The following is a 23,345-nucleotide window of genomic DNA, read 5'->3' as shown; positions in this document are numbered from 1 at the left end:
CTCAGCGCTTGACCTCGGTCATCTCTGGCGCACCCGGCCAGGTACCGGTCAGGTTCACGGTACGGGTGCCGCCCAGCCACTCGCTGGCGGGGGTGTTCCACTTGATCGTCTTGCGGGTATTGGAGCCGATGTTGATGAACTCCGCCGTCAGCACCATCTCGGTGGCAGTCAGGGGGATGTCACCAAAGCTGGCAGAACTCCCACCGATCACCGTTCTGCAATCCTCGACCGGGCCGGAGGGGGTTTTATAGGCAAGTGTGACCTTGGTGGTATAGGTGGTGAGGGAGGTTGCCTTGCTGTCGACCAGCAGGTTCAGCGTGCCTATCTTGCCCACCCAGCTCGGAATCAGCACCCTGCTGCCTGCGAACGAGGCAAAGGTATAGGCGACGGGCAGCGGTTCGGTTGCCACTTCGCCACTTTTTGCCGGCAGGGTATGCGTCTCCACTTCGCTGGAGTTGCTGCTGAACACGTAGCTTGCCTTGCCTTTGCCGCTGATCCCTTCTTCACCAAGCAGACGGTTGAGGCCGCTTGCGCTGCCTGAAACGGTGAAGCGGGCGTTGCTCTTCTTCGCCACAGCATTCAGGCCACTGCTGGCGTAGATGACCGAAGTCACCACGCCGAAACCTTCGGAGATACCGGCGCTGGTGGCCATGTTCAATTTGCGCGCCTGGGTGAGCAGCCAGTCGTACTGGTCGTCCAGCACGGCAAGGTTGCTAATGTGGTGCTCACCGGCGATCGCGAACTCCGAGGTAATCGAATTTTCCTTGTCGAAGGTCCATTCGAGGGCGACATCGGGTTTGGCCTCGGCACCGGTGTTGGGGTCGAAGATCACCCCTTCGACGTTGGCGTTGATGCTCCTGCATGTCACGCCAGTGGATTTGAAGTCCCACTTGCGGCTTTGCTGGTTCTTGCTGATCTCGACACCGGGCAGGCAATCGGCGACAAGCTTGAAGTCGCCGGAGTCGGAATCGATGATGCCGACCGCGCCCGGCTTGATGGAGGGGGTAAGGCCCCAGTTGCCCCATATCGTGCGATAGGTGCCCCGCAGCAGATCGGTGTAGATCCGGTTTCTTCTGATCGTCATAGTCGTCATCTCTGAATGGAAAAGGCCGCCATGGGGCGGCCGGATGACAGTAATGATCGAAGCAGGGGGGCAGCAGCGGGAGCGCTTTCCCTTGCCGAGGGCACCAGGTCAGGCGCTGTCCTGGCCTAACTCTACGTTCAATTGGCGCGACAGGCAGGGCCAGCGCTTCCATGCCTCGCCGGTCTGCGGGCTGCTGAGGGTATCGCGATAAGCCTCCACCGACTCTGCGGCAAAGCTTTCGTCGTCCAGCATTTCATCCACCGAATGGCGCACTACTTCATCCAGCTGATTGGCGAAGGTCTCGCCGATCAAATTGTGGGCGATCAGGTTGGCCACTGTGGTGTCGACCGGGATAAGCGGTTGCTGGAAGTGGCGGATGTACAGGTCGTTGACCTCTTCCACCAGACGGTGCGCCAGGTAAGCCTCATCCAGCAGGCAGTCGAGGCCCACATGCCCCTGCATCACGCTCGGTGGCTGCAGGAAATAGGCCTCGGCAATTTTCAGTACAGGTTTGATCTGCGATTCGATACCGGCTTCGCGGGCCACCTCATGAGCGGCTTCCAGCAGCTCCGGAACTTGATCGATGTAAGCGCTGACGAAGCGCGCCAAAGTACCCTGGGCGTCCTGCTCAGGCAGTTGGATCGAGGGGTGCAGGTGGGGCAGTTGCAGCTCGAGACGCTCTTTCAGTTGGCCGGTGCGGCCTTCGTGATCGTGGGCTTGGCTAATCTGCTCGCGTACAGCAGCGATGTTCATGACAACTCCAGGGACAAGACGTTTCAAACGGAAGACACTAAATTAGCTCGGTATACAGAATACCTAAGACGCATTTGTTATAAATCCCGCAAACGTGTGCGCAGTTAGGCATATCGCAATGCCAGTATTTTGCCATAACCTATCAAGCACGGGCTTTTGCAGGCATTTCATCTTTTCGTGAAGTTCATTTCACTGGTGCCATTGCGGGCCGTTGGTCGCTGTCTATACTCCCGTTGAACGTGATTCGTTGATGAGGCCCGACTGCTTTTGCAGGGGCTCGGTCGTCGAAGCCAGGCAGTCTTGACCGCCGTTCCCTCTTGCCGCAGGCCACGCCTCCGGGACTACAAGAACGAGAAGGGGAACCCGCAATGATGCGACATCCACATGTCTGGATGGGCCTGCTGTTGTGGTCGGTTTTTGGTCAGGCCAACGCTGCCTGGACCGTGAACATGCACCCAGGGGCGACGGAAGTCTCCAACGCCGTTTTCGACCTGCACATGACCATCTTCTGGATCTGCGTGGTCATCGGCATCGTGGTATTTGGTGCGATGTTCTGGTCGATGGTCATCCACCGTCGCTCCACCGGCCAGCAGCCTGCGCATTTCCACGAGCACACCTGGGTGGAAATCCTCTGGACCATCGTCCCCTTCCTGATTCTCGTGGCCATGGCCATTCCAGCCACCAAGACCCTGATCGACATCTACGACGCCAGCGAATCGGACATCGATATCCAGGTCACCGGCTACCAGTGGAAATGGCACTACAAGTACCTGGGCCAGGATGTGGAGTTCTTCAGTAACCTGGCCACCCCCACCGAGCAGATCCACAATACTGCGCCCAAAGACGAGCACTACCTGCTCGAAGTGGACCAGCCGCTGGTGTTGCCGGTGGGCGCCAAGGTGCGCTTTCTGGTGACCGCTGCCGACGTCATCCACTCGTGGTGGGTGCCGGCCTTCGCGGTCAAGCGCGACGCCATCCCCGGCTTCGTCAACGAAGCCTGGACCCGTATCGAGAAACCCGGCATCTACCGCGGCCAGTGCACCGAACTGTGCGGCAAGGACCACGGGTTCATGCCGGTGGTGGTCGAGGTCAAGTCCAAAGCCGACTACGACACCTGGCTCGGCGAGCGCAAGGCGGAGGCGGCCAAGCTCAAGGAGCTGACCAGCAAGGAGTGGACACTCGAAGAGCTGGTCGAGCGTGGTGACAAGGTCTACCACACTACTTGCGTGGCCTGCCACCAGGCCGAAGGCCAGGGCCTGCCACCGATGTTCCCGGCGCTCAAGGGCTCGAAGATCGCCACCGGGCCGAAGGACGGCCACTTGAGCATCGTCTTCCATGGCAAGCCCGGCACCGCAATGGCCGCGTTCGGCAAGCAGCTCTCGGAAGTCGACATCGCCGCCGTGGTCACCTACGAGCGCAACGCCTGGGGCAACAACAAGGGCGACATGGTCACGCCGAAGGATGTGCTGGCGCTCAAGCAGGCAGAAGCCAAGTGAACCGGGTTACTCGCGGCAATCAGCGGATTGCAGGAGACAGGACATGAGTGCAGTGATCGACGACCACGCCCACGGCCATGAACATGCCCACGGCCCGGCCAAGGGCCTGATGCGCTGGGTGCTGACCACCAACCACAAGGACATCGGCACGATGTACCTGTGGTTCGCCTTCATGATGTTCCTGCTCGGCGGCTCGTTCGCCATGGTCATCCGTGCCGAGCTGTTCCAACCCGGGCTGCAGATCGTCGAGCCGGCGTTCTTCAACCAGATGACCACCATGCACGGCCTGATCATGGTGTTCGGCGCGGTGATGCCGGCCTTCGTCGGGCTGGCCAACTGGATGATCCCGTTGATGATCGGCGCGCCCGACATGGCCCTGCCGCGTATGAACAACTTCAGCTTCTGGCTGTTGCCGGCGGCCTTCCTGCTTCTGGTCTCGACCTTGTTCAGCCCGGGTGGCGGGCCGAACTTCGGCTGGACCTTCTATGCCCCACTGTCGACCACCTACGCGCCGGCCAGTGTCACCTTCTTCATTTTCGCCATCCACCTGATGGGTATCAGCTCGATCATGGGTGCGATCAACGTGATCGCCACCATCCTCAACCTGCGCGCTCCGGGCATGACCCTGATGAAGATGCCCCTGTTCGTCTGGACCTGGCTGATCACCGCGTTCCTGCTGATTGCGGTGATGCCGGTGCTGGCTGGCGTGGTGACCATGATGCTGATGGACATCCACTTCGGCACCAGTTTCTTCAGCGCCGCCGGTGGCGGTGACCCGGTGCTGTTCCAGCATGTGTTCTGGTTCTTCGGGCACCCTGAGGTGTACATCATGATCCTGCCGGCCTTTGGCGCGGTCAGTTCGATCATCCCGGCGTTCTCGCGCAAGCCGCTGTTCGGTTACACCTCGATGGTGTACGCCACCGGTGCGATCGCTTTTCTGTCGTTCATCGTCTGGGCCCACCACATGTTCGTGGTCGGCATCCCGGTGGTCGGCGAGTTGTTCTTCATGTACGCCACCATGCTCATCGCCGTGCCCACCGGGGTGAAGGTGTTCAACTGGGTCAGCACGATGTGGGAAGGCTCGCTGACCTTCGAGACGCCGATGCTGTTCGCAATCGCCTTCGTCATCCTGTTCACCATTGGTGGGTTCTCCGGCCTGATGCTGGCCATTGCCCCGGCGGACTTCCAGTACCACGACACCTACTTCGTGGTAGCGCACTTCCATTACGTGCTGGTGCCGGGGGCAATCTTCGGCATCTTTGCCTCGGCCTATTACTGGCTGCCGAAATGGACTGGCCACATGTATGACGAAACCCTGGGCAAGCTGCACTTCTGGCTGTCGTTCATCGGCATGAACATGGCCTTCTTCCCGATGCATTTCGTGGGGCTGGCCGGCATGCCGCGGCGGATACCCGATTACAACTTGCAGTTCGCCGATTTCAACATGGTGTCGTCAATTGGCGCCTTCATGTTCGGCGCCACGCAGATCTTCTTCCTGTTCATCGTCATCAAGTGCATCCGTGGCGGCGCGCCGGCTCCGGCCAAGCCTTGGGATGGGGCCGAGGGCCTGGAATGGTCGATCCCCTCGCCAGCGCCCTACCACACCTTCCAGACGCCACCGGAAGTGAAATAGGAGCGCTGCCATGAAAGGCCTGCCGCTCAAACGCCTGGTCATGCGTCTGCTGATGCTGACTGTGGTGATGTTCGCGTTCGGTTTTGCCCTGGTGCCGATCTACGACGTGATGTGCAAGGCGTTCGGCATCAATGGCAAAACGGGCGGGCAGTACGAAGGCAGCCAGGTCAGCGACCCGACCCGCTCGGTGCGGGTGCAGTTCATGTCGACCAACGCCAGCGACATGGTCTGGGATTTCTACTCCACCGCCGACCAGCTCGAGGTCAACCCTGGCGCGGTTAACCAGATGATCTTCATCGCGCACAACCCCACCGACCGGCCGATGAGTGCGCAGGCGATACCCAGCATCACCCCGGCCGAGGCCGCGGCGTATTTCCACAAGACCGAGTGCTTCTGCTTTACCCAGCAGGTGCTGCAGCCCGGCGAACGCATCGAGATGCCGGTGCGCTTCATCGTCGACCGTGACCTGCCGGCCAGCGTGAAGCACCTGACACTGGCCTACACCTTGTTCGACATCACTGCGCGTCACCCGCCGGTTGCCCATGCCGCGGTACAGGACGCCCAGGGCGCCCGTTGAGGGAAGGAGAACAGCAATGGCAAGTCATGAGCACTACTACGTTCCGGCGCAGAGCAAGTGGCCGATCATCGCCACTATCGGCATGTTCATCACGGTGTTCGGGCTGGGGACATGGTTCAACGACATGAAGGCCGGCCACCCGGATTCGCACGGGCCGTTGATCTTCTTCGTCGGTGCGCTGTTTCTGGCCTACATGTTGTTCGGCTGGTTCGGCGCGGTGGTCAAGGAGAGCCACGCGGGTTTATACAGCCCGCAAATGGACCGCTCCTTCCGCTGGGGCATGAGCTGGTTCATCTTCTCGGAAGTCATGTTCTTCCTGGCTTTCTTTGGCGCACTGTTTTACGTGCGCGTACTGGCAGGCCCGTGGCTGGGAGGGGAAGGTGCCAAAGGCGTTGCGCACATGCTCTGGCCGACCTTCGAATTCACCTGGCCATTGCTGCACACGCCGGACCCGAAACTGTTCCCGCCGCCCAAGGAAGTGATCGACCCGTGGCACCTGCCGCTGATCAATACCATCCTGCTGGTCAGCTCCAGCGTGACCATCACCATCGCTCACCACGCCTTGCGCCGCGACCATCGTGGGCCGCTGAAATTCTGGATGGCGCTGACCATAGTCTTGGGTATCAGTTTTATTGCGCTGCAAGCCTTCGAGTATCACGAGGCCTACACCAAGCTGGGGCTGACACTGGGCTCGGGTATCTACGGTGCGACCTTCTTCATGCTCACCGGTTTCCACGGCGCGCACGTGACCTTGGGCACGATCATCCTGATCGTGATGTTCGTGCGCATCCTGCGCGGGCACTTCAACCCGGAAAAACACTTTGGCTTCGAGGCGGCCAGCTGGTACTGGCACTTCGTCGACGTGGTGTGGGTGGGGCTGTTCATCTTCGTCTACGTGCTGTGACAGGCGATGCAACACTTGTAGGAGCGGCCTTGTGTCGCGAAAGGGCTGCGAAGCAGCCCCAGGTTCTCAGAACAGACGCATGAATTGCTGCGGCTGCTTCGCAGCCCCTTCACGACACAAGGCCGCTCCTACAAATGACGGCGATAGGTTCAGAAGGGGGCGTGGGAGACCAGCTGACCACTGATGAAGCCCCAGGCGACCAGGCCAACGGTCAACACCGCCAGGGTGACTCGCACGGTCAGGGCTTTGAGCAGGCGGGTCGAGTTTTCATCGTCCTTGACCAGAAACACCAGGCCACTGAACAGGCTGGCAACCGTGGCCAACAGCATCAGGACAATCGCGGCCTTGAGCATGGCGATACTCCGGGGGGATGCGGTGATGTGGATAAGTATAGCGATTGGCCCGGCGAGGCTGCGATGAAGCGGTTTCGCCCAGGCTGGATACCGACCCTGGTGGTGCTTGCGCTGCTGCCGGGGCTGATTGCGCTTGGCTGCTGGCAACTCGGCCGGGCCGAAGAAAAGCGCGTATTGCTGGAGACCTATGCCCAGCGTGAGGTCGATGCCCCGCTGGCCACCACCCAGTTGCTGCAGACGCAGGACTCCGCCTACCGCCGGGTACACCTCTACGGTCGCTTTGACGCCGGGCACAGCGTGCTGCTGGACAACCGCATGCGTGACGGCCAAGCCGGTGTAGAGCTGTTGCAACCCTTCCATGACCAGGCCAGCGGGCTCTGGTTGCTGGTCAACCGTGGCTGGCTGGCGTGGCCGGACCGCCGTGTGCCGGTGCATTTCGATACGCCTGACCAGGCCCTGGCACTGAACGCGTCGGTGTATGTGGCCCCGGGCAGCACCTTCCAACTGCACCCCGACCCCGACGGGAAGCAGTGGCCGCACCTGCTGACCGCGGTCGACGCTGCGCACGTATGGCAGCAGCTCGATCGTGAAGGCTTTGCCCATGAGGTACGCCTGGAGCCCGGCCCAGCTGCTTATCGGCTGGACTGGCCGATAGTCGCCATGGGCCCGGAAAAACACCTCGGTTACGCCGTGCAGTGGTTCGCCCTGGCCACCGCGTTGGTGCTGCTTTACCTCTATTTCGGCTGGCACAACAACAAGGAGAAACAGCATGGCCACCGCCACTCCACTGAGCGTGCCTGAACGTGGCAAACCCACAGCCCGCGGGCGTTTGCAGCTGATACTGATCCTGCTGGTGGTGCTTGGGCCGATGATCCTGGCCACCTGCATGTACAAGCTCCAGTTCTGGGTGCCGGAGGGCCGCAGCTACCACGGCGCGATGATTGGCAACGGCGAAAGCCGTGCGGACATCGGCATTGCTGGCGTGGACGAACGCTGGCAACTGCTGGTAAGCGCGCCCCAGACCTGCGCCGAGGAATGCCAGCGCCTGGTGTACCTGGTGCGGCAGATCCAGGTCGGCCTGGGCCGTGACGCCAGCCGGGCCAGCCACGCTTTGGCCACCGCCCAGCCGTTGGCCAGCGACTATGAGGCGCTGCTGGGACGTGAGTATCCGCAGCTGCAACGCTACCCACTGGATGCCCAGCGCTATATGCAGAAGGTCGGTGAAGCCGGCCCGCAGCTGTGGATCGTCGACCCGCACGGCAACCTGGTGCTGCGCTATGACGCCAAGGTCAACGGCAAGCATGTGCTCGACGACCTGCGTCACCTGCTCAAGCTGTCCAACATCGGCTAGGAGCCTGCCATGGCCAGACCCGGATTCCGTATCGCTGTGTTCGCCACCCTGCTGGCACTGCTGGTCGTCCTGCTCGGCGCCTACACCCGCCTGACCCACGCCGGGCTCGGCTGCCCCGACTGGCCAGGCTGCTACGGTTTCATCAGCGTGCCAAAGAGCGAAGCACAACTGGCCCATGCCGAGCTGCATTTCCCTGACCACCCGGTAGAAGAGGCCAAGGGCTGGGCCGAGATGGTCCACCGCTACTTCGCCGGCACCCTCGCCCTGGTGATCGCCCTGCTTGCCTTGCAGGCGGTGCGCCGGCATGACCGTGACGGCCAGCCCTATCGCCTGCCCTTGTTATTGCTGGGTGTGGTGCTGGCGCAGGCGGCCTTTGGCATGTGGACGGTCACTCTCAAGCTGTGGCCGCAAGTGGTCACCGCACACCTGCTGGGCGGGTTCACCACCTTGAGCCTGTTGTTCCTGCTATCGCTGCGTCTATCCCGGGCCTTTGCGCCCTTGCCGAAACTACCGCTCAGCCTTCGACGGATCGCCGCCTTGGCCTTGCTGGTGGTGATCGGCCAGATTGCCCTGGGTGGTTGGGTCAGCGCCAACTACGCGGCGGTCGCCTGCATCGACCTGCCTACCTGCCATGGCCAATGGTGGCCGGCGGCAGATTTCAGCAACGGCTTCCACCTCACCCAGCACGTCGGCCCCAACTACCTGGGCGGGCAACTGGACAGTGATGCGCGCACGGCTATCCACATCAGCCATCGCCTGGGCGCGCTGCTGGTGACCTGCGTGCTGCTGATGCTCAGCTGGAAGCTGCACCGCTGTGGCCTCACGGCGCTGTCGCGGCTGGTGCTGCTGGCGCTGGCAATGCAGATCGGCCTGGGCATCAGCAACGTGCTGTTCCACCTGCCATTGGCCGTGGCTGTGGCGCACAACGCCGGCGGCGCGCTGTTGCTGCTGAGCATGGTGCTGGTGAACTACCGCATCCGCGTGGTCGACAAGGTCCGTGTCAGGGTTGGCCATGGCTGGCGCCTGCGGCCCGTGGCCGGGGCAAGCATCACCCATCACATGAGGAACGATTCGTGGCGACGCTTCTGAGCGCATGGCGTGCAGGCTGGCGCGATTACCTGGAGCTGACCAAGCCCAAGGTGGTGGTGTTGATGCTGATCACTTCGCTGGTGGGGATGTTCCTGGCGACCCGCGCCGGGGTCAGCTGGAGCGTGCTGCTGTTCGGCAACCTGGGTATCGCGCTGTGCGCGGGCAGCGCGGCAGTGGTCAACCACGTGGTGGACCGGCGTATCGACGCGCTGATGGCAAGGACCCACAAACGCCCGTTGGCCCAGGGCCGGGTCGAGCCGTTGCCGGCGTTGCTGTTCGCCCTGGCCCTGGCGCTGCTGGGCATGGCCCTGCTGCTGGTGTTCACCAACGCCCTCACCGCCTGGCTGACCCTGGCCTCACTGCTCGGTTATGCGGTGCTCTACACCGGTTTTCTCAAACGCGCGACGCCGCAGAACATCGTAATTGGCGGCCTGGCCGGCGCCGCACCTCCACTGCTGGGCTGGGTGGCCGTGAGCGGCCATATCAGTGCCGAACCGCTGCTGCTGGTGCTCATCATCTTCGCCTGGACGCCACCGCACTTCTGGGCCTTGGCCATCCACCGCAAGGAAGAATATGCCAAGGCCGATATCCCGATGCTGCCGGTCACCCATGGCGAGCGTTACACCAAGCTGCATATCTTGCTGTACAGCCTGATACTGCTGGCAGTGAGCCTGCTGCCATTTGCCATCCACATGAGCGGCCCGTTGTACCTGGCCTGCGCCCTGGTACTGGGCCTGCGCTTCCTGCAATGGGCCTGGGTGTTGTACCGTGGCAGCCGGCCGCACGCGGCGATCGGCACCTTCAAGTACTCTATCGGCTACTTGTTCGCGCTGTTCACCGCGTTGCTCGTTGACCATTACCTGTTGCTGAATCTATGACCCGAACCCAGAAAACCGTCTTCATCCTCGTCGCCCTGGTCGCGCTGATCCTGGGCCTGACCGTCAACAAGGTGCTCAGTGACCGTGGCCAGCCCAACCCGACCGAGCTGATCGACGCCGGCATCATTCTCTTGCCACAGAGTCGCAACGTCGCCGACGTGACCATGACCAACCAGGATGGCCAGCCCGTGCAACTGGACGACCTGAAGGGCAAGTGGTCGCTGCTGTTCTTCGGCTACACCTACTGCCCGGACATCTGCCCGACCACCCTGGCCCAGTTGCGCCAGGTGAAGAGCGAGCTGCCCAAGGAGGCCGTGGACCGGCTGCAGGTGGTGCTGGTGAGTGTTGACCCGAACCGTGATACGCCGAACCAGCTGAAGCAGTACCTGGGCTATTTCGACAAGGATTTCGTCGGGGTGGCGGGGTCGATCGAAGATACCCAGAAGCTGGCCAACGCCTTGAGTATTCCGTTCATTCCGGCCGATACCAGCAAGCCGGGCTATACCGTGGATCACAGCGGCAACCTGGCGGTCGTCGGGCCGGATGGGCGTCAGCGTGGGTTCATTCGTGCGCCATTCAACAACCAGAAGCTGGTGGCGCAGCTGCCCGGGCTGGTCAAGCGGGACTGAAATCCGCGGGTCGGTTAGGATAACCGCCCGTTCACATGGCATGGAGTGCCTGACATGAGCTCATCGCGTGACAAGCGCATTTTGGCCTGGCGCCTGGTCTTGCTGCCATTGCTGTTGATTGCGGTGGCGGCCTGGCAAGGCCAGCGTGCCGACGCCCACCGTACCCTGCTGCTGGAAGATGCAGCACAGCTCCAGCGATTCATCGCCGATATGGCGTACATGGAGTCGATCAACGACAGCCGCCGCGTCGAGTTCAACGGCAAGGCCTACGAGCCCTACGTTGCTCACAGTCTGGCCTACAATCGGCTCGATTACGTTGAACGCGAACTGGGCTTTGCCAAGATCGGTAGCTGGCTGCCGCATTTTTCACTGCGCTTTTCGATCCTGCTGACCCTGCTGGGGGTAGCATCGCTGCTGGCTTTTCACTGGGCCGGCAAGGCTGCATTGGCATCCAGGGACCGCCTGGTGCAGCTCTTTCTCACCGTCAGCCAAGTGTTGCCGGTGGTGCTGGTCGCTTGCATCCTGCTGCTGACGCTGACAGCCGTGCTCGAGATCGGCTACGAAGCGCTGTGGCTGTTCGCCTTGAAGTCAACCTCGGCTGGCGTCATAAAATTGCAGATGCTGGTGGGCATGTTGATGCTGGCGATGCTCTGGCCGCTGTACCGCTTGCCCGGCCAGTTGAAGGTCATGCTGCAGCTGTTCAAGGCCGACCCCCATGATATCTACGGGGCCGAACTTACCCCGCAGCAGGCGCCGGCGTTGTGGGCTCGCGTGCAGGGGCTGGCCAAGCGGCTGGAGGCATTGGCGCCGGACCACATCGTGGTCGGCTTTCTCGACGGTTTCTACGTGACGTCGAGCGACGTGTTGCTGCACCCCGGCGAACGTAAGCTGCAAGGGCGCACGTTGTACCTGCCATTGCCGCTTATGGCCGTGCTGAGTCGCAGTGAAAGCGATGCGGTGATTACCCACGAATTGGCGCATTTCTCGGGTGAGGACACCGAGTACAGCATGCGCTTCATGCCCATCTACCTGGGCGCAGGGCGCAGTATCGCGGTTGTCGGGGAGCATATGGAGGCAGGTGTGCTACAGGGCCTGCTGACACTACCTGCGTATGCTTTGGCGATGCATTTCATGCAGCGTTTCGACTTTGCCGTCAGCCACTGGAGCCGTAAGCGCGAATTGCTGGCCGATGCTGCCGGTGCGCGGGTAGCTGGCCCCCAGGCCGTGGTGGGTTCATTGGTGCGCATCGGCGCGCTGGAAGGGTTGATTGACCACCACCAGACCGAGATGTGCATGCAGCCCGAAGCATGGCCCGAAGACATGCTCGTGGCCACGCTCGAATACCTGGCCACGCAGAACATATGCCTACCCGATGACGAACTGGCCGACGTGGTGGGTCACCCTACCGACAGCCATCCCCCCACTCGCCAGCGCATTCAGGCGCTGGGCCTGTCTGTCGACGACGCGCTGGCAAGTGAGGCCTTGCGCCCCGTCGTACCCGCACAAGCGCTGGCCTGCCTTGCCGAGCAGGTACCTGATCTGCAGGCTTTGTCGCGCAAGCTGAGCGCGGCGATCGGCAGCCGGCTGCAAGCGCAGCGCACCGAGTTGCAGGAATACCTGAGAACCCGTGCCGAGGCGGTCACAGGTGATTGTGTGCTTCACGAAGGCGCGCAGTGGCGCGGCCGGTTGCTGGTGGCCGTGGGTATTGCATGCCTGGGTACAGCGCTGTGGGTGCGCTTCGGGCTGCAGGTTGAAGGCGCCAAGCCGGGGCTGGTCTCGTTCCTGAATTACTCGGCACTCGCCCTCGCGGCTGTGGGCCTGTGGGTGGGTGTGCTGGGCTGGCGCATGGTCCGGCGCGCGGCTACGCCGGCGATGGTCCTCACACCTCACTCCATACAGTTCGCCAATACCCCTGAGCCGATCGCGCTGCATCAGTTCGATGAGTATCGGATCAAAGTCACGCCGCAGCTTTCGGTGGTGCTCAAGCTGGCAGACGACGCACCACTACCGGTTTTCCACAAGCGACGCTTCTGGGAGCCGGATGCCAGGCTCGATGCCAAAAACCGATGGGTAAGCTTGTCGCTTGGCCGCTGGAGCGTGGGTGGGAAGGGCCTGAAGGCCGGGGAGCTGGCGGAGCTGATCGAGCGTTACCTGGAAGCAGGGGTAGCGCGGCGGGCGCTGCAGGCGTTCGAATCAACGCCCCATTGACCCCAAAAGCTTCGCGGCGGTGCGACGCCGCGAAGCATCCAACGTGATGGGTCGGCTTAGAACGCCGGAACCACAGCGCCTTTGTACTTCTCGTTGATGAACTGCTTCACCTCAGGCGAGTGCAATGCGGCGGCCAGCTTCTTCATATCGTCCGAGTCCTTGTTGTCCGGGCGGGCAACCAGGATGTTCACGTAAGGCGAATCGCTGCCTTCGATGGCCAGCGCGTCCTTCTCGGGGTTCAGCTTGGCCTCCAGCGCGTAGTTGGTGTTGATCAGGGCGGCATCGACCTGGGTCAGCACGCGCGGGATAGTGGCCGCTTCCAGTTCACGGAACTTCACGTTCTTCGGGTTTTCGGCAACGTCCTTCACGGTCGACAGGATGTTGCTGTTGTCCTTGAGCTTGATCACGCCAGCCTTGTCCAGCAGCAGCAGGGCGCGGCCGCCGTTGGTGGCGTCGTTGGGGATGACCACGGTGGCGCCGGACGGCAGTTCGTCGAGTTTCTTGATCTTGGCGGAATAGACGCCCAGCGGCTCGATGTGCACGCCGGCCACGCTCACCAGCTGGGTGCCCTTGGCCTTGTTGAACTCATCCAGGTACGGCTGGTGCTGGAAGAAGTTGGCGTCCAGACGCTTCTCGGCCACCTGCACGTTCGGCTGGATGTAGTCGGTGAACTCTTTCACCTTGAGGTTCACGCCCTCTTTTTCCAGCTGCGGTTTCACGAAGTTGAGAATCTCGGCATGCGGCACCGGGGTGGCGGCGACGGTCAGGTCGCCCGCGTGGGCCGAGAAGGCCGCGACGGCGGCAGCAACAGCAAGCAGCTTCTTCATCAATCACTCCTTGTGAGGGCCGCGACGGCCCCCGAACGGGTCGGCCGGGCCGACCCCATTGGGGTTACTTACGGGAAAAATGCACGACCAGTTTGTCGCCCACGCTTTGCAGGACTTGAACCAGCACCAGCAACAGCACCACAGTCACGACCATCACGTCGGTCTGAAAGCGCTGGTAGCCGAAGCGGATCGCCAGGTCACCCAGGCCACCGGCGCCGACCACACCGGCCATGGCGGTGTACGACACCAGGGTGATGGCGGTGACGGTAATCGCCGCGAAAATGCCCGGGCGGGCTTCTGGCAACAGCGCGCTGGTGATGATCTGCCGGGTAGTGGCGCCCATCGACTGGGTGGCTTCGATGATGCCGCGGTCCACTTCACGCAGGGCGGTTTCCACCAGGCGCGCGAAGAACGGCGTAGCCCCTACCACCAGTGGCGGGATGGCGCCGGCGACACCCAGCGAGGTACCGGTGATCAGTACGGTGAACGGGATCATCACGATCAGCAGGATGATGAACGGCAGCGAGCGCAGGATGTTGACCACCAGCGACAGCAGCGCATACACGCCCTTCTGCTCGAACATCTGCTTCGGCCCGCACAGGAACAGCAGCACGCCCAGCGGCAGGCCGAGCAGCACGGTGAAGAACAGCGAGCCGAACAGCATGATCATGGTATCGACGGTGGCCAGCCAGATTTCGGCCCAGTCGACGTTGGCGAAGAAATTCAGGGCGTCCATCAACGCAGTACCTCCATATGTACGTCAGCTGCCGTGAAGCGGGCGAAGGCCGCTTCCATGTCACCGCCGATCAGGGCGAGGGTGAGCTGGCCATAGGGGACATCCTTGATGCGGTCGATACGCCCGGCGAGGATGCTGTAGTCCACACCGGTTTCGCGGGCCACGGTACCCAGCAGCGGGGCATAGGTGGCGTCGCCCTGGAAGGTCAGGCGCACGATACGGCCTGGCACATGGGCGAAGTCGTCGCGCTGCTCGCCTTCGTCGACCTGCTCGTCTTCCTGGACGAAACGCTTGGTAGTCGGGTGCTGCGGGTGCAGGAACACCTCGGCCACCGACCCTTGCTCGACGATCTGGCCGGCATCCATCACCGCCACGCGGTCGCACACCCGGCGGATCACGTCCATTTCGTGGGTGATGAGCACGATGGTCAGCTTCAGCTCACGGTTGATCTCGGCCAGCAGCTGCAGCACCGAAGCGGTGGTCTGCGGGTCGAGTGCGCTGGTGGCTTCGTCGCACAGCAGGATTTTCGGGTTGGTGGACAGGGCGCGGGCAATGCCGACGCGCTGCTTCTGCCCGCCGGAAAGCTGGGCCGGGTATTTCTTCGCGTGGTCCGAAAGGCCGACACGGGCCAGCAGCTCGGTGACGCGCTTGTCGATCTCGCTGCGCGACAGTTCGCCGGCCAGGGTCAGCGGCAGGGCGACGTTGTCGGCCACCGTCTTGGACGCCAGCAGGTTGAAGTGCTGGAAGATCATGCCGACCTGCTGGCGGAAACCGCGCAGCTGGCTGGCATTGAACGCGGTGACGTCTTCGCCGTCGACGATGATCGTGCCGCCGGAAGGCTCTTCGAGGCGGTTGATCAGGCGCAGCATGGTGCTTTTGCCAGCGCCGGAATGGCCGATCAGGCCGAACACCTGGCCATTTTCGATGGTCAGGCTGGTCGGATTCAGTGCGGGGATTTCCTTACCGGCGACGCGGTAGGTCTTGTGTACCTGTTGGAACTCGATCACGTAGCGAACCTTGTGGGGCGCATGGAATTTGGGGCAGCGGTTAGCTGGGGTCGCGCATTTTAGCCTTTTCCCATAGCTGTTCTTAGCATTTATTTCGTAATGCACCAATCCATCGGGCATATCGCGACAACCGGTAATCCTGATTGAACGCTCGACGAAGCTATCCAGTCACTACTTGCACAAGCCCGAAACGGGCACGCCTGAAGACTGACGAGGAGAGCCGACCATGCCCAGCAAGAAGACGGACGCGCCCAAGCACAGCGAGGCCGCCGGCACCCAGACCCCCGACCGGGCCAATACCAATGCCAAGCTGCAAAGCCTGGAACCGTTCCGCAGCGATGCCACTGGCCAGGCACTGCGCACCAACCAGGGCGTGAAGATCGCCGACAATCAGAACAGTCTCAAGGCCGGAGCGCGCGGGGCCACGCTGCTCGAAGACTTCATCCTGCGCGAGAAGATCACCCACTTCGACCATGAGCGCATTCCTGAACGCATCGTGCACGCCCGCGGTACCGGGGCCCATGGCTACTTCCAGAGCTACGGCTGCCATGCCGAGCTGACCAAGGCCGGTTTCCTGCAGGACCCGGAGAAGATCACCCCGGTATTCGTGCGCTTCTCCACCGTGCAGGGGCCCCGTGGTTCTGGCGACACGGTGCGGGATGTGCGGGGCTTTGCCGTCAAGTTCTATACCGATGAGGGCAACTTCGATCTCGTTGGCAACAACATGCCAGTGTTCTTCATCCAGGATGCGATCAAGTTTCCCGACTTCGTGCATGCGGTGAAGCCCGAGCCGCACAACGAGATGCCCACCGGCGGCTCCGCGCACGACACGTTCTGGGACTTCGTCTCGCTGGTGCCCGAATCTGCGCACATGGTGATCTGGGCCATGTCCGACCGCGCCATCCCGCGCAGCCTGCGGATGATGGAAGGCTTTGGCGTGCACACCTTCCGCATGATCAACGCCGAAGGCGTGGCCAGTTTCGTCAAATTCCACTGGAAACCGCGCCAAGGTGTGCACTCGGTACTGTGGGACGAGGCACAGAAGCTTGCGGGCAAGGATACCGACTACCACCGACGCGACCTGTGGGATGCGATCGAGACCGGTGATTACCCCGAGTGGGAGCTTGGCGTACAGATCGTACCTGAGGCCGATGAACACAAGTTCGACTTCGACCTGCTCGACCCGACCAAGATCATCCCGGAAGAACTGGTACCGGTCACCCTGCTGGGCAAGATGGTTCTCAACCGCAACCCGGACAACTTTTTCGCCGAGACCGAGCAGGTGGCCTTCTGCCCAGGCCATATCGTGCCGGGCATCGACTTCAGCAATGACCCGTTGCTGCAGGGCCGGTTGTTCTCCTACACCGATACCCAGATCAGCCGCCTGGGTGGCCCCAACTTCCATGAAATCCCGATCAACCGTCCGGTGGCGCCCAACCACAGCAGCCAGCGCGATGCCATGCACCGCATGACCATCGACAAGGGCCGCGCTTCGTACGAACCCAACTCCATCGATGGCGGCTGGCCGAAAGAAACGCCGCCCGCCGCGCAGGATGGAGGCTTCGAGAGCTATCAGGAGCGTATCGATGCGCACAAGATTCGCCAACGCAGCGAGTCGTTCGGCGATCACTTCTCCCAGGCGCGGCTGTTCTTCCAGAGCATGAGCCCGACCGAGCAGCAGCACATCATCAAGGCCTACAGCTTCGAGCTGGGCAAGGTGGAGCGCGAGAACATTCGCCAACGGGAGGTGAACGAGATCCTCGCCAACATCGACCTGAAACTGGCGGCGGCGGTGGCGGCCAACCTCGGGCTGCCGGCGCCGAAGCAGGGTACGGTGCAGGTGAAAGGCAGCAAACCCGCGCAGTCCAAGGCATTGAGCCAGATGAACCACCCCGGTGATGTCGGCATCAAGGGGCGCAAGATCGCGGTATTGATCGCTGACGGCGTCGATGCTGCGAGCGTCGACAAGCTGGTCAAGGCGCTGGAGGCCGAAAGCGCCCGGCCGATGCTGCTGGGGCCGACGTCAGCGCCAGTGAAGGCAGCGGATGGCAAGCAGTTGCCGGTCGATGCGTCGATGGAAGGGATGCCGTCGATCATGTTCGACGGCATCGTCGTGCCCAAGGGCGTGGACAAGGCCTTGGCTTCAAGCGGGCTGGCGAAGCACTTCCTGCTCGAGGGTTACAAGCACCTGAAGGCGATGGTGTTGACCAAGGACTTGTTGAACAGCCTGGGGCTCAAGGAAGACAAGGGGTTGCTGCTGGGGGATGAGCAGAAGAGCGTGGATGCCTTTGTCAAGGCGATTGAGGGGCATCGGGTGTGGGAGCGGGAGGCGGCTGCGGAGGCTGTGCCGGCCTAGGGGGCTGCTTTGCAGCCCTTTCGCGACACAAGGCCGCTCCTACGGGAGAACGCGTGCTCTTGTAGGAGCGGCCTTGTGTCGCGAAAGGGGCGCAAAGCGCCCCTAGGTTCTCAGCGCTGATGCGGGACCAGTACCACCTGCGCCGGCATCGACCGCTGAATCTCATGTTTCTGCTTCAGCTCGAACCCGCTGTCGAGCTTGTGCACACGCTTCTCCAGCAGGTTCTTCAGCCAAGGCGCATCCTGGGTGCGCGGCACCTGGAACACCACTTCGCACTGGTAATTCACCACGTCCTTGGCAATCTCATCAAGCTGGCGACGCATTGCCCGAATGTCGGTGGTCTTCAGCGCAATCACCGTGCTCGGTGCCGTGGGGTCGATCACCCGCGCCTGCGGCTTGGCCTCGGCCGCCTTCAATGCGGCCTCGGCTTTCTCCAGCTCGGCCTTGCGCGCCTGGGACACGGCATCGCCGCCGGTCACCGCCGGTGCCTGCGGCATCAGCGCCCGGGCGCGGGAAAGCGCGGTGGCGGCAGCATTGACGTCACCCTTCTGCAGCACGATCTGGCTGCGTTTCAGATAGGCCTCGGCCAGCTGGCGCTGGGATTGCTCCAGGCGCGCATCATCCGGCGACTGAGCCTGCAAGGCCGTCAGCTGGTCTTCGGCGGTGGCCAGCTCATTGCTGGCGATACTCTGTTGCAGCTGCTGCCAGGCATCGGCTTGGGCAGGTGCATCGGCCTGTTCGACCGGGGCGCTGGAACACGCGGCCAGGAACAGGGAAAACGCGGCAACAAGCAGATAACGGGATGCGAACGGCTTCATTCCTGCGACTCTCTATTTGCGCAAAAAGCGAGCAAGTCTACACCCAGGTGCGCACGCTCGAAAACAAGTCTTACAGACCCTTTACCGGCGAAAAGGTTGCAGGGTGCATCTGCGTGCACCCCGGTTTTCAGCGTTTTGGCAGGGCCAGGCTCAGCAAGAATAGCACCGCCGCGCAGACCACGATCGATGGCCCGGCTGGAGTGTCCTTGAACCAGGACATGGCCAGACCTGCGCATACGGCAGTGATACCGAGCAGGCTGGCACCCAGTGCCATCTGCTCTGGCGAGCGGGCATGACGCTGTGCCGCGGCGGCGGGAATGATCAGCAGCGAGGTGATCAGCAGCACGCCGACGATCTTCATGGCCACGGCGATCACCACGGCGATCAGCAACATCAGTGCCATGCGCAGGCCGGCTACGGGCAGCCCTTCGACCATGGCCAGTTCCTCGTGCACGGTGACCGCCAGCAAAGGCCGCCACAACACGGCGAGCAGCAGCAGGACCAGCGCGCTGCCGCCGAGGATCCAGGCCAGGTCGGTGGTGCTGATGGCCAGCAGGTCGCCGAACAGGTAGGCCATCAGGTCGATGCGCACGTCGTGCATGAAGCTCAGCACCACCAGGCCCAGCGACAGGGTGCTGGGGGCGAGGATGCCCAGCAAAGTGTCGGAGGCCAGCGGCTGGCGCTGCTGCAAGGTCACCAGCAGGATCGCCAGCAGCAGGCAGCCCACGGTCACCGCCAGCGCAGGGCTGACATCCAGCACAAAGCCCATGGCCACGCCCAGCAGCGCGGCGTGAGAAAGCGTGTCGCCGAAGTACGCCATGCGCCGCCACACCACGAACGAGCCGAGCGGGCCTGCTACTACTGCCAGGGACAAACCCGCAAGCAAGGCGTAAAGAAGAAAATCAGCCATGCTTGCAGTGCTCTCCGTGAACATGGGTGCCGGGGGCGACGACCGAGCCGTGCAGGTCGTGGCTGTGGTCGTGATGGTGGTGATAGACGGCCAGGCTCGGGGCGTTCTGGCCGAACAGCTCGACAAAAGCCGGGTCGTTGCTGACTTGCTCGGGGTGGCCCGAGCAGCAGACGTGGCGATTGAGGCAGACCACCTGGTCGGTGGCGCTCATCACCAGGTGCAGGTCGTGGGAGACCATCAGCACGCCGCAGCCGTGGCGGTCGCGCAGGCGGGTGATCAGGTTGTACAGCTCGGTCTGGCCGACCACGTCGACGCCCTGCACAGGCTCGTCGAGCACCAGCAGTTGCGGCTCGCGCAGCAGCGCCCGGGCCAGCAGCACGCGTTGCATCTCGCCGCCGGAAATGGTCTGGATCGGGCTGTCGATCACCTGTTCGGCGCCCACTTCCTGCAGTGCCGACAAGGCAGCCACGCGGTCTACCCCGGGCACCAGGCGCAGGAAGCGCAGCACCGATAGCGGCAGCGTGGCGTCCACCTGAATCTTTTGCGGCATGTAACCGATGCGCAGCTTCGGCTTGCGCCATACCTTGCCACGATGCGGCTTCAGCAGCCCGAGCACGGCGCGCACCAAGGTTGTCTTGCCGGCGCCGTTGGGGCCGATCAGCGTCACGATCTGGCCGGGGGCCACCGACAGGTCGATGCTGTCCAGCACGGCCTCGCCGCCGAAGCTGACACCGACCTGCTCCAGGCGGATCAGGGCGTCGCTCATGCTGCGCTCCGGCAGTTGGCACACAGGCCGACAATTTCCACGGTCTGGGTTTCGACGCTGAAGCCCACGGCATTGGCGCTGTCGATGATGGCATTGCTGATGCTGTCCTGCTCCAGTTCGATGGCCACATGGCAGACACGGCAGATCAGGAACTGGCCCTGGTGCGCGTGCTCCGGGTGGCTGCAGCCGATGAAGGCGTTGAGCGAGGCGATGCGGTGCACCAGGCCGTTTTCCAGCAGGAAGTCCAGGGCGCGGTACACGGTGGGCGGGGCAGCGCGGCGGCCATCCTGCTCGCTGAGCACGGCGAGGATGTCGTAAGCACCCAGCGGCTTGTGGCTCTGCCACACCAGCTCCAGCACACGCCGGCGCAGTGCGGTCAGGCGCAGGCCCTGGCGCGTGCACAGGGCATCGGCTTCGGACAAGGCGCTGTGCACGCAATGGGAATGATCGTGGGGACGGTGAGCCAGCGGCGTGATGGACATGGGCAGCGACGGTTCTGGATGGAGACGTTATTATGTTACCTGTTTCTGACGAGTCGAGTATTCATCGTGTCCCGATTCCTTATGCTGTTTGTCGCTTTCATCGCCTGTTCGGCGCAGGCCGACGTGCGTGTGCTGACCAGTATCAGACCCCTGCAGCAGATCGCTGCCGCCGTGCAGGATGGTGTTGGCAGCCCGGACGTGCTGCTGCCGCCGGGCGCCTCGCCGCACCACTATGCCCTGCGCCCGTCCGATGTGCGCAAGGTTGGTGATGCCGACCTGTTGTACTGGATTGGCCCGGACATGGAGAACTTCCTGCCACGGGTGCTGGGCAGCCGCAGCAAACCGACGGTGGCCGTGCAGTCGCTGCCGGGCATGATGCTGCGTCACTTTGGCGAGGACAGTCATTCCCATGAGGCAGAGACGCAGGACGAGCACGACCACGATCACCGCCCGGGCAGCCTGGATGCGCACTTGTGGTTGTCTTCGATCAATGCCCGGGTGATTGCGGCGAAGATGGCCGCAGACCTGGCGGCGGCCGACCCGGCCAACGCGGCGCGCTACCAGAGCAACCTGAAGGCCTTCACCGAGCGCCTGGATGGCCTGGATGCGCGGATCAAGGCGCGGGTGGCGGGTATCGCCGGCAAGCCCTATTTCGTGTTCCACGAAGCGTTCGACTACTTCGAGTCGGCCTATGGTCTGCAGCACACGGGCGTGTTCAGTGTGGCGTCCGAGGTGCAGCCGGGCGCGCAGCACGTGGCCGCGATGCGCAAGCGCCTGCAGGAAGTGGGCAAGACCTGTGTGTTCAGCGAACCGCCGTTGCGGCCGCGTCTGGCCGAAACGCTGACGGCCGGCTTGCCGGTGCGGTTGGCGGAGCTGGATGCGCTGGGCGGGACCGATCCGGTGGATGCCAAGGGTTATGAGCGCCTCCTTGAAAAGCTCGGTGGCGACCTGGCCGGGTGCCTGGAACAACTCTAAGGCGAGGCACGGCCCTTGTAGGAGCGGCCTTGTGTCGCGAAAGGGCTGCGAAGCAGCCCCAGCAATCTATGCCTTGACGCTGGAAACCTGGGGCCGCTGCGCGACCCTTTCGCGACACAAGGCCGCTCCTACAGGAGTGGCCGCAGCTAGATTCAGAGGGCAAACGGCAGGTGCAAGGCCACCTGCTGGCGTTGTGCCAAACGCACTTCGAACTCGCTCGGGTCATGGATCATCACATCCATCCCGGCAAACGATTCCGCCGCAATCAGGCGCGACAGCCAGAAGCGCACGCACCCGACCCGCAGCATCTCCGGCCAGCGCTCGGCTTCAGCCGCGGTGAACGGCCTCAACGCCGCATAGGCCGCCAGCAACGCCTGGGCACGGGGCACGTCGATCGCGCCGTGCTCATCCAGGCACCAGTCGTTCACGGTGATGGCGATGTCATAGAGCATCGGCCCGGAACAGGCGTTGTAGAAGTCGATGACGCCGGTCAGGTGGGTGCCTTCGAACATCACGTTGTCACGGAACAGGTCGGCATGCAGGTTGGCACGGGGCAAGGCCAGGATCTGTGCCTTGTGCGCGGTGATCTCGTCCAGCGCAGGCTGCAGCAGCGCCGCTTGCTTGGCGCTCAGGCGGGGCAGCAGCTCGGCACCCGATGCCAGCATCCAGTCCAGGCCACGGTCGGTGCGGCGCTCGATGATGCGATCGCGGGTGGCCAGATGAATGTGTGCCAGCAGTTCGCCAACCTGGGCGCAGTGCTGGGCGTTGGGCGCCTTGATGTGCTTGCCCGACAGGCGTGGTTGCAGCAGTGCCGGCTTGCCGCACAGTTCGCGCAAGGCGTTGCCGTCACGGTCGCGCAGGGCATAGGGCACCGGCATGTCGGCGTCGTGCAGCACGTCGAGCAGTTCGATGAAGAACGGCATGTCCTCGACCGGGCCGCGCTCGACCAGCGTCAGGACGAACTCCCCCTGTTCGAGGCTGACGAAGAAGTTGCTGTTTTCGGTACCGGCGGCAATGCCCTGGAAGTCGAGCAGACGGCCCAGCTCGTACGGCGCCAGAAAGGTTTCCAGCTCAGGCCGGGTCACGGGGGTGAAGACTGACATGATGAAAAAATGCCCATACGGGCACTTCCGCCGGGAAGTGCCAGGTTGATGTGAACGGTGCGCGCGTCAGGTTACCACTCGAAGATCTTCCAGGACGGAATCAGCATGTCCGGTTGGTCGGAACGAATGAAATTGCCATCAGAGCCATCGGCGCGGACCAGGAAATACGGCTTGCCGTTTTTCGGCGTGATCTTGATCGCATACAGGAAACCGTTCTGCCGGTATTCCTGGATGGTTTTATCGCCTTCCGTGCGAATGGTCACCTCGGGATCGGCCGAGGGGGCGTCTTCCGCCGCCAGGGTGACGACCGGCATGGTTGCCAACAGGCCGAGCAGTAACAGGCGATTGAGTGCACGCATGATAACCTAGTCCCTTTGTCGTCATTGATCCGGCTATTCTAGCTCCGGACC

The 23,345-nt window shown here is 62.8% G+C and carries 24 protein-coding genes; 12 read left to right on the top strand and 12 right to left on the bottom strand.

Going from position 1 to position 23,345, the window contains the following annotated elements; all coding sequences use genetic code 11:
* Window position 1 precedes the first annotated feature (1 nt).
* Together ACIPW4_RS00320 and ACIPW4_RS00315 are read right to left on the bottom strand one after the other, a co-directional pair.
* The gene (locus ACIPW4_RS00320) at window positions 2–1,084 is read right to left on the bottom strand and encodes a hypothetical protein (RefSeq protein ID WP_400653884.1); all 1,083 of its coding nucleotides are present in this window, start codon (window positions 1,082–1,084) and stop codon (window positions 2–4) included.
* A 108-nt stretch (window positions 1,085–1,192) separates the two neighbouring features.
* Complete coding sequence (locus tag ACIPW4_RS00315; RefSeq protein ID WP_400653882.1) at window positions 1,193–1,837, bottom strand: hypothetical protein; 645 nt, start codon at window positions 1,835–1,837, stop codon at window positions 1,193–1,195.
* A 368-nt stretch (window positions 1,838–2,205) separates the two neighbouring features.
* Between ACIPW4_RS00315 and coxB the strand changes: the two genes are divergently transcribed.
* The 4 genes from coxB to ACIPW4_RS00295 are packed head-to-tail and all read left to right on the top strand — an operon-like array spanning window position 2,206 to window position 6,447.
* Window positions 2,206–3,333, top strand: coding sequence for a cytochrome c oxidase subunit II (gene coxB, locus ACIPW4_RS00310; RefSeq protein ID WP_400653880.1), 1,128 nt, complete (start codon window positions 2,206–2,208; stop codon window positions 3,331–3,333).
* Between the two features lie 43 nt (window positions 3,334–3,376).
* Complete coding sequence (gene ctaD, locus ACIPW4_RS00305) at window positions 3,377–4,966, top strand: cytochrome c oxidase subunit I (RefSeq protein WP_012269909.1); 1,590 nt, start codon at window positions 3,377–3,379, stop codon at window positions 4,964–4,966.
* Between the two features lie 10 nt (window positions 4,967–4,976).
* Entirely contained in the window at window positions 4,977–5,543 is a 567-nt protein-coding gene (locus ACIPW4_RS00300; RefSeq protein ID WP_400653878.1) for a cytochrome c oxidase assembly protein, read from the top strand.
* A 16-nt stretch (window positions 5,544–5,559) separates the two neighbouring features.
* Window positions 5,560–6,447, top strand: coding sequence for a cytochrome c oxidase subunit 3 (locus ACIPW4_RS00295; protein WP_400653877.1), 888 nt, complete (start codon window positions 5,560–5,562; stop codon window positions 6,445–6,447).
* A gap of 149 nt (window positions 6,448–6,596) precedes the next feature.
* On the opposite strand, the gene ACIPW4_RS00290 is transcribed toward ACIPW4_RS00295, so the two are convergent.
* Window positions 6,597–6,800 (bottom strand): twin transmembrane helix small protein, encoded by a 204-nt coding sequence (locus tag ACIPW4_RS00290; protein WP_400653876.1) that lies wholly within the window; start codon window positions 6,798–6,800, stop codon window positions 6,597–6,599.
* Window positions 6,801–6,863: 63 nt separating this feature from the next.
* Between ACIPW4_RS00290 and ACIPW4_RS00285 the strand changes: the two genes are divergently transcribed.
* From ACIPW4_RS00285 to ACIPW4_RS00260, 6 genes are read left to right on the top strand one after another with little or no spacing between them, the layout of a single operon-like run.
* Entirely contained in the window at window positions 6,864–7,601 is a 738-nt protein-coding gene (locus ACIPW4_RS00285; RefSeq protein WP_400653874.1) for an SURF1 family protein, read from the top strand.
* Window positions 7,570–8,151 (top strand): hypothetical protein, encoded by a 582-nt coding sequence (locus ACIPW4_RS00280; RefSeq protein ID WP_400653872.1) that lies wholly within the window; start codon window positions 7,570–7,572, stop codon window positions 8,149–8,151. Before ACIPW4_RS00285 ends, ACIPW4_RS00280 begins: the two co-directional genes overlap by 32 nt.
* A gap of 9 nt (window positions 8,152–8,160) precedes the next feature.
* The gene (locus tag ACIPW4_RS00275; RefSeq protein ID WP_400653870.1) at window positions 8,161–9,240 is read left to right on the top strand and encodes a heme A synthase; all 1,080 of its coding nucleotides are present in this window, start codon (window positions 8,161–8,163) and stop codon (window positions 9,238–9,240) included.
* Window positions 9,225–10,118, top strand: a complete 894-nt coding sequence (gene cyoE / locus ACIPW4_RS00270; protein WP_400653868.1) for a heme o synthase — start codon at window positions 9,225–9,227, stop codon at window positions 10,116–10,118. The genes ACIPW4_RS00275 and cyoE overlap by 16 nt, the downstream gene beginning before the upstream one ends.
* On the top strand, window positions 10,115–10,747 hold the full coding sequence (locus tag ACIPW4_RS00265; RefSeq protein ID WP_400653867.1) for an SCO family protein: 633 nt from the start codon (window positions 10,115–10,117) through the stop codon (window positions 10,745–10,747). Before cyoE ends, ACIPW4_RS00265 begins: the two co-directional genes overlap by 4 nt.
* Window positions 10,748–10,801: 54 nt before the next feature.
* Window positions 10,802–12,955 (top strand): M48 family metallopeptidase, encoded by a 2,154-nt coding sequence (locus ACIPW4_RS00260; protein WP_400653866.1) that lies wholly within the window; start codon window positions 10,802–10,804, stop codon window positions 12,953–12,955.
* A 56-nt stretch (window positions 12,956–13,011) separates the two neighbouring features.
* Here ACIPW4_RS00260 and ACIPW4_RS00255 read toward each other — a convergent pair whose 3' ends face one another.
* The 3 genes from ACIPW4_RS00255 to ACIPW4_RS00245 all read right to left on the bottom strand — a co-directional run bounded on the left by ACIPW4_RS00255 (window position 13,012) and on the right by ACIPW4_RS00245 (window position 15,525).
* Window positions 13,012–13,782, bottom strand: coding sequence for a MetQ/NlpA family ABC transporter substrate-binding protein (locus ACIPW4_RS00255; protein WP_400653864.1), 771 nt, complete (start codon window positions 13,780–13,782; stop codon window positions 13,012–13,014).
* A 64-nt stretch (window positions 13,783–13,846) separates the two neighbouring features.
* The gene (locus tag ACIPW4_RS00250; protein WP_010951513.1) at window positions 13,847–14,518 is read right to left on the bottom strand and encodes a methionine ABC transporter permease; all 672 of its coding nucleotides are present in this window, start codon (window positions 14,516–14,518) and stop codon (window positions 13,847–13,849) included.
* Window positions 14,518–15,525, bottom strand: a complete 1,008-nt coding sequence (locus tag ACIPW4_RS00245; RefSeq protein WP_400653862.1) for a methionine ABC transporter ATP-binding protein — start codon at window positions 15,523–15,525, stop codon at window positions 14,518–14,520. The genes ACIPW4_RS00250 and ACIPW4_RS00245 overlap by 1 nt, the downstream gene beginning before the upstream one ends.
* 226 nt (window positions 15,526–15,751) lie before the next feature.
* On the opposite strand from ACIPW4_RS00245, the gene katE reads away from it, so the two are divergent.
* A complete protein-coding gene (gene katE / locus ACIPW4_RS00240) occupies window positions 15,752–17,881 on the top strand; it encodes a catalase HPII (protein ID WP_400653860.1) in 2,130 nt (709 codons plus the stop codon).
* Window positions 17,882–17,991: 110 nt separating this feature from the next.
* Here katE and ACIPW4_RS00235 read toward each other — a convergent pair whose 3' ends face one another.
* The 4 genes from ACIPW4_RS00235 to zur all read right to left on the bottom strand — a co-directional run bounded on the left by ACIPW4_RS00235 (window position 17,992) and on the right by zur (window position 20,857).
* Window positions 17,992–18,699, bottom strand: coding sequence for a PA5502 family lipoprotein (locus ACIPW4_RS00235; RefSeq protein ID WP_400653858.1), 708 nt, complete (start codon window positions 18,697–18,699; stop codon window positions 17,992–17,994).
* A gap of 127 nt (window positions 18,700–18,826) precedes the next feature.
* Complete coding sequence (znuB, locus tag ACIPW4_RS00230) at window positions 18,827–19,609, bottom strand: zinc ABC transporter permease subunit ZnuB (protein ID WP_400653856.1); 783 nt, start codon at window positions 19,607–19,609, stop codon at window positions 18,827–18,829.
* Window positions 19,602–20,375, bottom strand: a complete 774-nt coding sequence (gene znuC / locus ACIPW4_RS00225; RefSeq protein ID WP_400653854.1) for a zinc ABC transporter ATP-binding protein ZnuC — start codon at window positions 20,373–20,375, stop codon at window positions 19,602–19,604. The genes znuB and znuC overlap by 8 nt, the downstream gene beginning before the upstream one ends.
* Window positions 20,372–20,857, bottom strand: coding sequence for a zinc uptake transcriptional repressor Zur (gene zur, locus ACIPW4_RS00220; RefSeq protein ID WP_400653852.1), 486 nt, complete (start codon window positions 20,855–20,857; stop codon window positions 20,372–20,374). The genes znuC and zur overlap by 4 nt, the downstream gene beginning before the upstream one ends.
* 18 nt (window positions 20,858–20,875) lie before the next feature.
* Here zur and ACIPW4_RS00215 point away from each other — a divergent pair, with 18 nt between their 5' ends.
* Window positions 20,876–21,832, top strand: coding sequence for a zinc ABC transporter substrate-binding protein (locus ACIPW4_RS00215; RefSeq protein ID WP_400653850.1), 957 nt, complete (start codon window positions 20,876–20,878; stop codon window positions 21,830–21,832).
* 152 nt (window positions 21,833–21,984) lie between these two features.
* On the opposite strand, the gene ACIPW4_RS00210 is transcribed toward ACIPW4_RS00215, so the two are convergent.
* Window positions 21,985–22,935, bottom strand: a complete 951-nt coding sequence (locus ACIPW4_RS00210; RefSeq protein WP_400653848.1) for a homoserine kinase — start codon at window positions 22,933–22,935, stop codon at window positions 21,985–21,987.
* Between the two features lie 71 nt (window positions 22,936–23,006).
* A complete protein-coding gene (locus ACIPW4_RS00205) occupies window positions 23,007–23,294 on the bottom strand; it encodes a DUF2782 domain-containing protein (RefSeq protein WP_400653847.1) in 288 nt (95 codons plus the stop codon).
* Window positions 23,295–23,345 lie beyond the last annotated feature (51 nt).

Origin of the sequence: Pseudomonas sp. NPDC089996, assembly GCF_044748405.1 — a bacterium.
Classification (GTDB): Bacteria; Pseudomonadota; Gammaproteobacteria; order Pseudomonadales; family Pseudomonadaceae; genus Aquipseudomonas.
Note: the sequence above shows the minus strand (reverse complement) of the source record. Positions and strands in the feature narration are given on the sequence as shown.